General features: G+C 35.9%; 16 protein-coding genes. 1 reads left to right on the top strand and 15 read right to left on the bottom strand.

The genetic code is table 11. The annotated features are described in order from the left end of the window. Nucleotides 1-50: 50 nt before the first annotated feature. The 13 genes from C9J36_RS07230 to C9J36_RS07175 all read right to left on the bottom strand — a co-directional run bounded on the left by C9J36_RS07230 (nucleotide 51) and on the right by C9J36_RS07175 (nucleotide 9,877). The gene (locus tag C9J36_RS07230) at nucleotides 51-782 is read right to left on the bottom strand and encodes a hypothetical protein (protein ID WP_153061594.1); all 732 of its coding nucleotides are present in this window, start codon (nucleotides 780-782) and stop codon (nucleotides 51-53) included. Between the two features lie 5 nt (nucleotides 783-787). After that, nucleotides 788-1,858 (bottom strand): ATPase, T2SS/T4P/T4SS family, encoded by a 1,071-nt coding sequence (locus C9J36_RS07225; RefSeq protein WP_161956389.1) that lies wholly within the window; start codon nucleotides 1,856-1,858, stop codon nucleotides 788-790. A 49-nt stretch (nucleotides 1,859-1,907) separates the two neighbouring features. Then, nucleotides 1,908-2,147, bottom strand: coding sequence for a YdbC family protein (locus C9J36_RS07220; protein ID WP_066163375.1), 240 nt, complete (start codon nucleotides 2,145-2,147; stop codon nucleotides 1,908-1,910). A gap of 2 nt (nucleotides 2,148-2,149) precedes the next feature. Beyond that, nucleotides 2,150-2,866 carry a hypothetical protein gene (locus C9J36_RS07215; RefSeq protein WP_107942654.1) on the bottom strand — a complete coding sequence of 239 codons (717 nt, stop codon included), beginning with the start codon at nucleotides 2,864-2,866 and terminating at the stop codon, nucleotides 2,150-2,152. 3 nt (nucleotides 2,867-2,869) lie between these two features. Beyond that, nucleotides 2,870-5,080, bottom strand: a complete 2,211-nt coding sequence (locus tag C9J36_RS07210; RefSeq protein ID WP_107942653.1) for a VirD4-like conjugal transfer protein, CD1115 family — start codon at nucleotides 5,078-5,080, stop codon at nucleotides 2,870-2,872. A 15-nt stretch (nucleotides 5,081-5,095) separates the two neighbouring features. Beyond that, nucleotides 5,096-5,440 carry a hypothetical protein gene (locus C9J36_RS07205; protein WP_153061593.1) on the bottom strand — a complete coding sequence of 115 codons (345 nt, stop codon included), beginning with the start codon at nucleotides 5,438-5,440 and terminating at the stop codon, nucleotides 5,096-5,098. Nucleotides 5,441-5,503: 63 nt separating this feature from the next. Continuing rightward, nucleotides 5,504-5,932 carry a hypothetical protein gene (locus tag C9J36_RS07200; protein WP_107942651.1) on the bottom strand — a complete coding sequence of 143 codons (429 nt, stop codon included), beginning with the start codon at nucleotides 5,930-5,932 and terminating at the stop codon, nucleotides 5,504-5,506. A 14-nt stretch (nucleotides 5,933-5,946) separates the two neighbouring features. Continuing rightward, the gene (locus C9J36_RS07195) at nucleotides 5,947-7,341 is read right to left on the bottom strand and encodes a toprim domain-containing protein (RefSeq protein ID WP_107942650.1); all 1,395 of its coding nucleotides are present in this window, start codon (nucleotides 7,339-7,341) and stop codon (nucleotides 5,947-5,949) included. Further along, nucleotides 7,307-8,296, bottom strand: coding sequence for a hypothetical protein (locus C9J36_RS07190; RefSeq protein WP_107942649.1), 990 nt, complete (start codon nucleotides 8,294-8,296; stop codon nucleotides 7,307-7,309). The genes C9J36_RS07195 and C9J36_RS07190 overlap by 35 nt, the downstream gene beginning before the upstream one ends. Before the next feature lie 12 nt (nucleotides 8,297-8,308). Then, a complete protein-coding gene (locus tag C9J36_RS07185) occupies nucleotides 8,309-8,542 on the bottom strand; it encodes a pilin (RefSeq protein ID WP_066163388.1) in 234 nt (77 codons plus the stop codon). 2 nt (nucleotides 8,543-8,544) lie between these two features. Next, on the bottom strand, nucleotides 8,545-8,811 hold the full coding sequence (locus C9J36_RS07180; protein WP_153061592.1) for a hypothetical protein: 267 nt from the start codon (nucleotides 8,809-8,811) through the stop codon (nucleotides 8,545-8,547). Nucleotides 8,812-8,870: 59 nt separating this feature from the next. After that, nucleotides 8,871-9,035, bottom strand: coding sequence for a hypothetical protein (locus tag C9J36_RS17285; protein ID WP_161956388.1), 165 nt, complete (start codon nucleotides 9,033-9,035; stop codon nucleotides 8,871-8,873). Nucleotides 9,036-9,136: 101 nt separating this feature from the next. After that, nucleotides 9,137-9,877, bottom strand: a complete 741-nt coding sequence (locus tag C9J36_RS07175) for a hypothetical protein (RefSeq protein ID WP_107942647.1) — start codon at nucleotides 9,875-9,877, stop codon at nucleotides 9,137-9,139. Nucleotides 9,878-10,408: 531 nt separating this feature from the next. On the opposite strand from C9J36_RS07175, the gene C9J36_RS17380 reads away from it, so the two are divergent. Continuing rightward, complete coding sequence (locus tag C9J36_RS17380) at nucleotides 10,409-10,918, top strand: type II toxin-antitoxin system HicA family toxin (RefSeq protein WP_201261892.1); 510 nt, start codon at nucleotides 10,409-10,411, stop codon at nucleotides 10,916-10,918. A gap of 71 nt (nucleotides 10,919-10,989) precedes the next feature. On the opposite strand, the gene C9J36_RS07165 is transcribed toward C9J36_RS17380, so the two are convergent. Both C9J36_RS07165 and C9J36_RS07160 read right to left on the bottom strand, forming a co-directional pair. Continuing rightward, the gene (locus tag C9J36_RS07165; RefSeq protein WP_066163393.1) at nucleotides 10,990-11,505 is read right to left on the bottom strand and encodes a DUF3841 domain-containing protein; all 516 of its coding nucleotides are present in this window, start codon (nucleotides 11,503-11,505) and stop codon (nucleotides 10,990-10,992) included. Between the two features lie 1,037 nt (nucleotides 11,506-12,542). Then, nucleotides 12,543-13,676, bottom strand: coding sequence for a hypothetical protein (locus C9J36_RS07160; protein ID WP_107942646.1), 1,134 nt, complete (start codon nucleotides 13,674-13,676; stop codon nucleotides 12,543-12,545). Between the last annotated feature and the right edge of the window lie 155 nt (nucleotides 13,677-13,831).

The following is a 13,831-nucleotide window of genomic DNA, read 5'->3' as shown; positions in this document are numbered from 1 at the left end:
TTTTGTGTATAAAAGAGACTCACCAAAAACGGCGAGTCCCTTTCTTTCTCTTAATACCTCACCGAAATATCCATATTCTTCTGCTGTAACAAATACAACGTCCACAAAATTCCAGCATACGTCACTAATAAAATTGCTTGGCTTACAAAGCCTGTACTTAAAAAGATATCCCATAAATGAAAGACCATCGTTTTTAAAACGATTGGGATTGTTAGCACCATGCCAAGTAGTGCATAGACATTCATCGCAAAACCTTTACGTTTACGATAAAGCTCATCTCGCTTTCTCAATTCAAAAACCATGTTATGTTGTATTTGGCCAAATAGCTCTTCCGCATCTCCGCCATATTCATATCGAATCGCTAAGTTTTGATGGAATTGATTGAGCATTGGGAAGTCAAATACTTCATATTGTTTTGTTTCTAACACTGCGTGCTTTTCTAAGGACTCGATACTCATGTCTATTTTTTTCTGTATATCAGGATGTGCAGTTTCTCTAGTAGCTTTCAAGGCATGGTACTCGTTGTAGCCTGTTTGCAAGTAGAAAACAACATTGATTACATAGTTGAGCAGCTCTGCTAAATGCCTTTGATGTGTTTCTAGCTTCCGATTTTGAATCGTGAAAACGAAAAAGAAAAAGAACGCTCCACCTAACCCTACTAAAAGGCTTAGCGCCCGTTCATTTGATAAATAATAATAGAGCTGATAATTGATAAGAAACCAAACAAGAAAATAGAGGGCTAATTCCCAGCCATAAAACAGCAACCGTGCTTCTTTAAACAAAGCCCTCATCCGACTGCACCTACTTTTTGTTTATATTTCTTAGGTAATAATACAGCTGGGACAAGATGGATTAATTCTTTATCTTCTAGCTCAGCGCATGTACGCTCTGATAAAGTCCCAAAACGCTGCTCTTGATAATAGCGACCTGTTTTCACATCACGGACTTTGACTACTTGATATAGGTAACGCCCTGTAGCCCCTTTTTCAGTATAATCTTCAAATTCAACTAATTCTTTTAAATAACGGACTGTTTTTTGCTCGTCGTTTCGTTCTGCTCTCAAGTAAGCACCAAAGCGCAAGAAGCGGACAATTTCATTTCCAATACTCAAATCACTCGCCCTTGCATAAGCAGGCGCTTGTCGAATCATCGGACTCATGCGAAGCGGAATATCCATCGCACTTGGCGCATGAATGGTTGTAAGTATGGCATGGTCTGTTTTGACTGCATCTAATGCGTCTGCTGCTTCTGCACCTCGTATTTCCGCAGGCATTAAATAATCCGGATCATTACGTAGCCCATCTTTCACTGCGTCAGACATTTCATAAATGCCTGGTATCGTTTTAACACTTGTAATATCACGTTCAGGATATAATGCTTTAATATGGCTATCCCTTGTATCCTCTGCTAAGAAAATACTTGCGTTTTCATCCATGTAGCCAACCAGCAACTTTTGAAACTCTGTTTTCCCTGCACCAGTGCGACCAGCAAGCACCATATTAAGCTCCGCTAACATGAGCACCTTAAATAACTGCTCGACAATTTCATCATTATTTGGTACTAAGCTTTCGAGCGATTCTATCGCTAATCGTGGTCTGGAAATACGTACAGCTAGTGTTGTACCATCTGGGCTCACTCGCTTATGCAGCGCATTAATACGCAAAATGCCAATCTCCGTATCTAAACGTGGTTCCGCATAAGTAAATGTACGCTGCTGTACATCTGCTATTTGTTTAATAAGCTGCTTTACATCATCCTCTGTAGGCTGTATTGGTGCAAAATAAGGCGCTTTTACATTATCTTTAATACGCAAGTGTGTGCCGTTATATTTAATATCCGTTACGCTTTCTATTGCCATATGAGGCCCTAGAAAACTATTGTTCAAAAGGTTATAAATTCTTTGTTCTTCAGTAATCATTAACCTCAGTCCTTTCAAATAATTCCTTTAATCCAAAGAACAGTAATCTTGCTTCTTCTTGCGTCAACGAAATACCTTTTCCTGCTTTACTTTTATCTGGCGACCACCAGCGAACATCGATTGTCATGGGCTTGTTATACCAAATGACTTTCCCCAACTCCCTTGTCCAGCCTGTCTCAGCAGTACGTAAAGTGGCAATTTGTTCCTCAATTTTAAATGTATCAGCCATAATCATTCCCCCTTCGGTAGTACTGACAATGCATCGATAATTGTACCAATGTAATGAGAGAACAGTACTAGAGCAAAAGCAACAACTAAAAATAAAGCGAGTAGCATAGGCAAATACGAAATTTTAAAGCTTGTATCCATTTTCGATTCGATTAATTGATCAACTTTATTTTCTTGAATATTTTGCACATATTGCTGTAGTGCTAGAATAGCTTCTTTTCGTACACCTTGCTCACTGAATTGATAAATCATATTCATAATCATATACGCTTCAGGTGAACCAATATATGCTGCAAAATCTAAATAATCTTGTCGATTATTGCCCTGTTCAATTTTCTGAATAAGCTCCTCTAGCTTTTTGTTCAAAGGAGCTTGTGAATAAGGAACCGTTGCCTTTAAGGCTTGATAAACATTTCCTGTACTCGGCAATAGCACCATAAAACTTTGTGAAAACGGTAAAAATAGAAACCCATTTTTTAAATCAATAGAACTCTTTTCCAACAGTAATTGTAAATAAGGCATTTTCCAGCCAATTAAAAAAGCGATTGGTAACCCGATAAACCAAACCGCAGATGCTTGTCCAATTGAAATGCCAATAAAAAATAGCATAGACACAATTAAACTGTACAAGATTCGTTTAAATAAAAGATGCTTTTTAGAAATCTGAAAGAACTCTAAATGCGCATCCCTCAAACGCTCCATAAACAACTCTTGAATCATTCTTTATATATCTCCCTCCATGATCTGTTTTTGCAAAACATACATTGATTCATCATCTATTAATTCCTTATCTTGCTGTCGCTTTTCTTGTTGTTCATGCAATACATTGCGCCATATTTTTGATGTATGCTGCGGTATATACTTTTCTAACTGTTTAAAAATCTCTGCTTCAAGTGGTTTTGGAATCACTAGCTCCGTATACGCCATAAAGCTTAGTAAATGTAAAAATGACCATTGTGGCAATTCATCTAAATAATCCTTCGGCATAATTGTATAGAGCTTAGAGGATAATTCCGTAAAAGCACCATTTCCCATTACTAGCTTCATACAAATATACAAATCGCGCTCTGTTTTAGATGTAAAAATGATATCCGACATTTTTAAGCGATGATAGGTTGTTGATAGTATCGGTAAATTTAAAATCGACTTACTATTATCAAAATCATCCGCTAAATATTCATGACGAAACTTCGCTGCCGTTTTCCCTGTATTAAATATAGGCTTAGGTTTAATCTTCTTAAATTTATTATCTTGACGCTTATTTGCACGAACAACGACTGATTCGCCCTCTAATAATTGCATGAGTTCATCAGGCATTAATAAAGCACGTTCTTTTGTTGATTCACTGTGTGTTTTATTCATCGATAGGAGATTCCCACTACGACTTACATCTGTAATGGTTTTAGTCCCGATAAGTGCTGAGAATTGCTCTGCCGTTGCCTCATCCTTCGTTAAAATATAAATTTGATTGGAACAGTTACCGATAATCGTGTCGGCATTATGGTCTCCATACTTCCCTCGCAATTGTGAATAAGCCTGGATAATTAAATGGAAACGGAAGCCTCGTCCTGCCCCTACTGTAACCATGCCAGCCATGCCATCAACAGTTGACATATTTCCAAACTCATCGAGCAAGGCATGCACTTGCCGCTTCATTTTTCCACTTGGGCTTAATGTAGCTTTTTCAGCATTCACTCGGTACATCTGACTAATAAAAATACTCGCAAGTACGTGGTTTGACTCATCAAAGTCAGGTGTAACCATAAAAACAGCAACTGGCTTGTCTCCAAAGCCAATATCCGTTAAATCTAAACTGTTATAGCTTGTTAGCTTTGCATTTGGTTCTAAAGTGAAAATTTGTAATTTATCCATCGCAGTAGAGAAAATACTCGCTCGCGTATTACCAGCAGCAAAGTTACTTGTTGCATACATCATACGTGCGGGGTTATTCTCATCACGCTCACGGAAAAATAAATCTAAGGCGTTTTCTCCCTCATCATCTGTATCACTACCAAAAGTAGAAAGAAAATTAGCCACTGAATACATATTGACTGTTTCTTCACGTCCAACGAGTAATGTATCTTCAACCATCGCTAAAATAATCGCCGTAACTAAAGATTTAGCTGAGTTATTCCAAAATGGGTCTTTGGCGTTCGGATCATTGTATAACATGAAAGCAACACTATTTGCATATTGTTGCGCTAAACTGCTATCTCCTCTTTTCCATGCATCAACAACAATTTTAATTGGATCAAAGCCCATGCCCATATATTGCTGTAGTAAATTAAATACATATACATCATAGCCTCGCGCAACCAATGTATCGTAACTAGCAGCTGCTAGCTCACCTTTCGGATCATTAATAACAAGTGAGGGTTTGTTTTTCGATCGACTCTGTACATCAATCATTGGAAAAACAAAGGTTTCTCCTTTCCCACTTCTGGTGATACCTATTACCATCGTATGGACAGGCCCACTATCAATTAATAGCCTATATGGACGTCCTGTCTCTCTTAGAGCTGAAATAATAATGCCACCATCACCGTCATATTCCTCGTGAGCTGCGGGGATGATTTTATATTGTTTCTTTAATTGTTTTACTTCTTCAAACTCGCTCGTGCCATGTTGCCCTTGATTTAGATTTCCATAGCTTAATCTTATATTGTAAACAAACTTAATAAGCCCTATGGCCGAAAGGAGGGCAAAGCCAATATAAAAAGGCAGAATATTTGCTTGAAAATCAAACACACTCTGCCAATTCATATTAAATAGCACTTTCTGATTCTGTTGAAATTGTTGAATCGCTGCTAATATTGATTGTAAAAAGGCGAGTACAAAATTAGCAACAAAAAACATGACAATACTGTAGAACAAAGAAAATAACAGTAGCAATTTTGGTTTTGCTATAAATTCTAATAGCCGTTGTCCAACCATCTAGCCTCCCTCCTTTTATTCACGTTTCATAATCGTTACGTTATTGTGCATTTCTATTCGCTCTAGCCCCTTCACATTTTGATATTCATATACATAATGAATAACAATTTCTTCACCAAAATGCCTAACACCATCTGGTTGTGAGTAAGTAATTTGAAAGCCTCTCTCCTGTAGACTATTTGTCACTTGTCTTACAACTGGAGATACTCCACCCTCCGCTTTTATTAACTCTGGTATTTCCGTTGTCACTTTTAGAAATGCCTGCTGCTGAAAAGAATCGATTGTCACCATCAGAAAATACGGAATTCCAAAAACTGCGACAATTATTAAAATGAAAATACCACTCTTCATATTTGACACACGCCATTCACCACCTACATTTTCAGCTATACAAAAAGCACTCACCAAAATTGGTGAATGCTCTTATTTCAATAATTCATTTAAAGCTAAATGCTTTTCAGCAGTTCCCTTCACATTACCATCTTCATCAACATACTGCATACGATAGTGTATCCCTCGTATTTCGAGCTGATTTTCAGTAATTTGCCCTTTCTTATCAGTAAATACATAATCCACTTTTACATCGTATGGCAGGTTCTTTTGTGCTGCCGCAAGCTCCATTGCTAAATTCTGAAGTAACTCCTCTTTAGCAAAATACGATTCCTCATTTTGCAAATTTCCTTCTTGATTGATTTCTGCACGAGCTACACCAATATTGGCCATTTCCATAATTCCATCTGTTTCAGCAACTGTTCGTGTCGATATATTTTGTGTAGAGCCAATGTAGTGCATTACTGTAATAAAAATTAAAGCAATTACTACTAGAGGTAATAGCTTTAGGTATGCTGGCATATTCTCACCTCTTTTTAACGTTCATATTCTTGTCGTTTTTTGGGTACTAACAAATACGGCTGCACCTTTTTTTCAAAATCCTTTCGATTGTTCAATACAAATTCAGCAGGGTTTTGATATTCGGAATTTCCATAATCGAATACTTGATATTTCAGCCCTTGTTTTTGCAAAAAATTGATTATTTTATGTGTATCTGCCTGTCCCTCCTCTGTACTAGGAAATGCTAGAAGAAAAGTTTTGTCATACATATTTCTACTTTGCATCCAGCGATTAAATCGACCTTTAATTTCTTCTACTTTCTCCTCATGCGGTATTGCTATAACACCAATACTTGAATCAACGCTTCTAAAAGCTAGTGCATCTAAGTTAGAATGACAAATAACAATTTGCTGCATCTCTTTTTTCACATCTATATAGCTTCTATTTGATGTAGCAAAACGCTGTTGAAACAACTGCACATCACGCTCAAACCGTTCTGGGCTCTCGACAAGAAAAGCATTGGCATCTTTTTGTGTTTCAGGATAACTAAACACCTGGTAATCTGCCTGAATTTCCTCTAAGCAACGAGCAATTTCAATGGCCGCTTTATACCCTGCGATGTCATCATCCATTGCAATGAGAAATTTTTTATCTTGATACTGTGTAGCCTGCTCCTTTAGGTGCGTACAAAGATTTCTCCATTTACGCGAACCAGTTAATGCCATAACACCTATTTCCTTGTCTACCTCCCGAAAAGACAATCCATCCAAAAGCGCCTCACTAATTACAATACTTTCTGCGTGTTCAGGTGCATCAACAAAAAAATCCCTTGCCTTGTTGGAGGGATTAATAATCAATTGTAGCTCTTTTGGTTGTATATCTGGATTAATCGTAGAACGAAGTAGAATGCGATCTACACGTCCATCCTCTCCAAATATGGGTGATACTAAATTACGTTGGCACATCCAATAATTTGTTGCGTAATCCTTTGGCAATAACTCGCCCGCATATTCAAACATAAAAGAAACACCAGCATCACGAAAATCTGCAATGAATGGTGTTGTCGTTTCACGTGATAGCCCACGATATCCATTATCTAGAGCATCGCTTTGAATATGGTGTAAAAAGTGTTGCATCATATCTGTAAACCGGTCAATTTGCTTTGCTTGTGCAACTGTTAATCCCTTCTCTTGTTCTACTGGCTCTTGATACATATACTCTTCATCTTTTTCAGCAATCTTTAATAAAAAACGTTCCCCGCAAGAATTTTCACGATTGCATTGAATAAAGTTCAGATTATTTTTGTAAATAAAAGCCTCTTGCTCTTGGCATTCTGGACAACTACAAATATAATAACGTCCTCTATCCTGTGCATTTAATTCCGTCAGCATTTCATTAATCGACTGATATACTAACCGATTCTTGCTCATGTCCGCTTTCCGTTTCTACTTGTAATTGCCCTTCTATACTTTCTTTAAAATGCTGAAGCACAGGTGTGAGGACGAGTGACTCTACCATTGCATCATCTGCAAGAGCAAAGCCTTGTGTTAAAATAGCATCATACTTTTCATATAACGCTTCAAATAAAAGCAGTTGTTGCTCGTAGCCCTGAGCAAAACCTAATTGATTGACGTATGCAGTAAAAAGAATTTGTTGCACATTCTGATACATTTTAAAGTTTGGACAAAGTGCATCAATACGCTCTTTTCCAACAGATTGAAAACGGGCACAAGCATATTGAACAAATGATTGAAGCGTTTCTGATAATAGAGCCTCTACCCCTGCACTTAACGCCTTTTGTCGCTGAACCAATCCAATTTGCTGCTGTACAGCATCCGATTTCCCTGCCTCATCAATAACTTTGTATAGAGCCATTTTTATCGATGCCATCATCTGTTCAAGCTCTGCATAAAACCCTGTCTTCACTAATGGCTGCATACTTTGATACAGCAGATAGAGCTTGCTTGTATCTAAAAGTATTGGAAAAGGTGTAAAAGTTGGTACTCCAAACAACTGGTCACTGCGAATTGCAAATAAGGCAAACTCTTTATTTAAAAAGAGCTGCCTTTCTTGCTCTGCATATTCCGCCAATTGATTCGTATATCGGTGTCGATGCTCCTCGTCCCAACTACCATATGTCAGCATCGTTTGTTCGAGTTGCTTTTGTAAACTTTCCTTTTTGCTGAAATCTACGTGACTAATAACAAGACATTTTCCATCCATCCAGAATTCAAAAGGCTTGTTAGCTTCTCTTTTTTCTTTTGTTAATCGCAGTCTAAGTTTTTCGATTAACTCTTCAGCCTCAACTAAAAAATAGTTGCGTTCATCATCAATTTCTCGAAAATGGTCACCTTCAGCTTGAAAACGAATATATAATTTTCTCATGCCTCATTCCTCCTAGAATCCTGACATTTTACCAGTTCCCCAAGCAACGAGTGATGCAGCTAAATAAACAATGGCAAAACCAATAAATACGTTCATCATCCACGTTTGAGCTGCTTCCTTTTTGTTTGGGTCTTTCGCAAACATCCAAACAAAACCAATAATCACTAGCACAATTCCTGCAACAGCAGGTGCAAGGCCTTGTACATCTTTTGCAATGTCGTTAATGAGTGATGTAACATTATCCAAATTTATTCACCTTCCCTTTTTGCTAATGAAGCAATACTGCCTTTATTTTTTAAATTAAAATCTATAACAAACGCCTGATGCTGCTCATGAAGCCATTGAAAATAGGACAGTCCATGTCCATCACAAATTTCCTTTACCAAAGATTCCATTTCGGCATAGCCATTAGGCTTTTGACGCTGTGCTGATTTAGATCGATTTTTTGCTGTAGATGATTTAGCACTATTCGTTCTAATGCTATTCGCTTGCCCAATACCATTCATAAAACTCATCCTTCCTTTCCCTCGTGCATAAAGCAAAAAAGAGAGTTGCCTCCCCCGTTTTTTAAGGTTTAATTAAAACCAGTAGCTCCAAATACTTTACTTATCAAGCTACGCATACCTTGACCGATTTCCTCCATAGATGGATCAATCACACCCGTAGAAAACGCGATAAAAATACCGAAAATCACCAACGCAATTAGAATTAAAAACATCTCTGATTTAAAAATACTCAAACTTTTTCATCTCCTTTTTAATAGATAAAATTCTGTTATACACGCTTTAAAACATCATTCAAAAGGACTCACCATAATTGGTGAGTCCTCCAAATTAATACTTAGCGTTCTAGCTCTGGCTGTTTGTTGATTTTTTTAGTAGATTTCATAACTCCTACCTCCGGTTCTAACATAACATCTACAACTTTGGTAAAATCTTTAATACGTTCATTCAAAGAAGAAACACCTGCTTTAATCTTTGCTTCAGCTGCTAATTTCACTACATCTACTTGATCAAATACGGCTTCTTTTGTTTTCGTAGAACGCTCCACAAGGCTTTGCTTCAAGTCCTTAGCAAATTGCTTCAAATCATTTTTAAACGTCTCAAAGCGTTCTGCAAATGTTACTTTGGGGGCTGGTTGCTCAAAGTATTGTTCCAAACGATTTTCAATTCGTATAAAATGATTGTGTAGCATATGCTCCATTTCGTTTTTAGTCAAGTAAGCACGTCCTTGTTTATCACCTGACACATACGTTTCGACCGTCTGCAATATTTCTTTGCTATAACGTTCAATTACTTGCTGCAATGCCATTTCTTTTTCATTAGGCATTACACCTCGATAAGTAAATCCATGCTGCTTAGCTAAATGGCTAGCAAACTGCTCTGCCATATCTGCATGAATAAATTCCATTTCCTTTAATGAGAATGGTGTTTCTCCACGTTTGCCAGCTTGAATCCCCCACTCTTCGCCTACTTGATATAAAGTTACCTCAATATCTTCTTTATTTTCAGTAGCGTATAGTGCCAGCAACTCTGCAATATGCACCGCTTTATTTTTTGCTTCATGCGCTAGTTGTGCCATCTATTTCCCTCCCTTCTATCTTTATTTCAGAAAAAGAAAAGACCCATCCATAGATTTTGCAATACGCAAAATTGGAAAGGTCGTTATTTGGGTTTTGCGCACATACGCGTCCGCCCAATTCTCTGATACTAATAATTTACCACAGTTTTTTGCAAAAAAAGTCCGCAAATTGTACGCGTTTTGTACGGAAATCGTCCGCATTTTGTACGGACTTTGTACAGAAGTATTGACAAAACATCCATTTTAGTGTAGAAGAGTAGATTTTACTCAGAATAATATACAAAGTAGGCAAATTTTATTATTATTTAAGTATTTTTAATATGTGACTCTTCTTTTTAAATACTTTATTTGTCCACCACTAAACATATATTTCTATTATTTATATTCAATTTCTATCTCTATCAGAATTTGTAATTATCGATAAAAGTTGAAATATGTCGAAATAAAACAACTTTACAATTATTGTTTAATTTGTAAATTAAATATAAAATGTATTTATCCAGTACAATTATTTTGAAAGGGATGATTTTAATGAATAAGCTAATAAGTAGTTTTATGGTTTTTTCTCTTGTTTTCTTTACACTAGTTTCAAACGGGGGTGTACATGCATATAATGAAGTAATAACAAATGAATACGTTGATAATAATCATTCATTGAAAAATGAGGAAGGCAACCACAACTATAATTTAATCTCAATAGATGAAGCAGAGTTAGAATACAGTACATATGCACTTCCACTTGCTGCACCAATAATATCTATGATATTGAAAAAAATGGTGAAAGAAGCCGTTAAAGAATATGGAAAACAAGTAGTAATTGATGCTGTCATGCAAGAATTAAATTTACCAAAAACGATTAGTGGGAAAAAGTTAATTGGTAAGCTTGAAAAAGTAGGCTTTGAAAAGTTAAGGCAAAATGGAAGTCACGTTACTATGAAGGGTCCTAACGGAAAAACCTTTACTGTACCGTTACACGATGAGTTGAAAACAGGAACTTATAATTCGATTAAAAAATCAATAAAAGACTCTATAGCACCATAATTTAAGAATCGCCGATATGTTTACTGGATAACATATCGGCATTATTCTATAAAAAAGACAGATTGTATTATCTACCTTGCCGTAAATTTTTTCACTAAGCTAATTTCATTTAATTTTATGTGATTAGTAACTCCCTGTAGCGTGCACTCTTTTTCTCCCCAATTAGGATGTCTAGCTAAATAATCTATATCAAAAATCAACTCCCAACTCTTTTCCAATTCAAATTGAGTGTAGTCACTGTTATCGTTTTCAATATTTTCAAGGTCAAAATAAGATTTATTTAGTACAAAATGCCAGGCCTGAAAATCCGAAAGAAGGACTCTATTGTCTTCAATATCTATTTTTAATAATATACCTTTTTCTCCTGCTTCTAAATGACCACTCTTTCTTAAATCAGGTCTATCTATCCATAGCCATATAGGGTATTCGTTATTATAATTCGGAAGTTTTTCCTTCATTCTTTTTTTTAACCAATTGTAAGCATCAACAAATTCTGGATAGATAAACTCGGGATTACCTATCAGACAACCTTTTTCCTGTATTTCCTTCCATTTGTCCTCTGATTGTATTGTCCAATAAGTACTCATAAAACATCCTCCATTTTCACCTTTCTTAATCTGATATTCATAGTTTAAAATATTTCTATATTTATTTTCCAAAATATGATATGACTTTTAATATTGTCGTTAGGAAAGTTCTCTAAATTCTTTTAATACGCACTTTTCTAAATCATAAAGATAATACAACATTCATAAAAAAATGTATGGGAGAATAATTATCCGCCCCAAAAGGACATCCTTTTATGGATTAATTACCCAACTCAAAATATCATACTCACCACTTCATGTCAAATTCTTCTAATCTGAAATATTAACGATTATCTCGCTTACAATGGATTAATGGTGATTAATTTTGCCTCTGCGTAATTACGCCCAGACTTTTCAAGCTAACCAGTAGAAGTTAACCTAAAATTGTCGCGCCACATGATAAAAGTTAATTGACTTGCATCATGTAGGCCTGCTTTCAAAATCTGTGATAACCACTCAGGTTTTAACACCTTAAAACAAAGAAACAGGTTTTTCTCAGTCTTTCCTCTGATAAAAGCAAAGCCCTTTCCCATCATCTAATTATGCGGCGTCCATTTGCTTAAGCAAGCCAAAGCATAATTGGATGAAGTAGTGAAAATAATAGAAAGGGAAAATCAGAACATAGAAAATAATAAATAGTAATACATATATTAATAGAGGCTGAAATTGAAGCTTGTAAAGCCTGACACAGCAAGCTTTCCAGCTAGCTTTGTATAAATGAATAAATTATTAACCAAAAATAAAGGAATTAAATCAATTGTTCAATTCACCAAATCAACTACACACATTTCACAAAAAAATGATTAAAATTATACACAGGATAAACTAAATTCAAATTTTTAAAATCATCTTACACACAGGATGAAATCAAATCCACAAGGTGAAATGGATTACAGAAAATAAAAAAATACAGCAATAGCTGCATTTTATAACAAGCAAATATGATTTTTAAAGAGTCAAACAACAATGAGCTTTCATTAACCAACTAGAAATAGCCCTTTTCAATGTTATTTTTGAAAAAGGCTGCTTACTGTTACCTATTGGAATTGACTTGGTACAGGCATGTTTTGATTTCTGTACCAACTCGTAATCGCTATTCTTAATGGCTTGTCTTCCCTTAAAGCAATGCTCGTTTGAATGCGTAATGTTTTTCTAAAGTACGCCCCTATATTCTGAATCGAAGATGCCTTTGCAGCTACTTCATTAACTGTTGCATCTAAAATTGAAGGGATTAATAATTTGGCTCCTCTTAGGTATCCATCAAATTCTTCGATTTTTTGCTCAACACCTGAGCCTGCAATTATACCCATCGCTACTTTTTCAGCATAATCTGCTTGCTCAGCAGCAAAAGCGGATATGCCGGCATACAGAGGCTCTGTTAACTCTTGTTGGCACGCCCATTGGAAGTCTCTTAAATCTGCTTTGCGATATGATAATCGACTTGATTTAACAAAGCTAAGGAGCGTATTACGTGTAGCTGCATTAAACTGCTCAAACTTAACATCTTTTTCTCGCTCTACAAAGGCAGCTTCAGCCAACGTTAATTCAAATAGCTCATCTGTTTCACTTTTCACAACAATTGGACTAGCAGCATTCGATAAAACACGCTGTAGCCAATTTTTAAAGGCATATTTAGAATGCTTAATTTTTTTCATCAATGTCTCTTTTTTACGCTTCAATGTAGTGCTACGTTTACGTCCCCATTCACGGAATAAACCATTTAATAAATCAAGCAATCCTAATAAGCCACGAACATCTCGCGACTTAATAAATTGCTTTAAAAAGCCACCTTTAAAGAGAATTCGAGGTATACGAAAATAACTACTAATCTCATTGTCCTCTTTATCTGGCAAATGAGCAGCAACAATAGGTAATGTAATATATGTATGTCCAGCAATACGCTTAATCGTTAATAAACCAATCTCAAATAATCGATGATAACCGTTGTGCATCGAGCTGTAAGGCAAATCCATCTTTGCACTTAATTCTTTTAAATTGAAATCAGCTTCATAAATTTGCCCTGCACTATCACAAACTGAACGCAATAATAAATATGTTACAAGAGAAGCAGCAGTGAGTTTTTTATGCGACTCATGCTCTATTTCGTATTCGTAAAGCTTTAAATATTGTTGTTCTGCATCAAAAAATTGAATACCATCTAATACTTTCATCACCGCTACTCCTTTCGTTTTTTATTTAAAATCACTGAATCTATTAATATTGCTATCATAGCACATGCCGTGTTTGTCCAAATTTCCAATTTCACTGTTAAAATGTAGCGTTTTGTAGATGTCGAAAATAAAATACATTAGTATGCATCATTTTG

Origin of the sequence: Metasolibacillus fluoroglycofenilyticus (assembly GCF_003049645.1) — a bacterium.
Classification (GTDB): domain Bacteria; phylum Bacillota; class Bacilli; order Bacillales_A; family Planococcaceae; genus Metasolibacillus; species Metasolibacillus fluoroglycofenilyticus.
The sequence above is the reverse complement of the archived record's forward strand: the minus strand, read 5'-3'. Positions and strand labels throughout refer to the sequence as shown.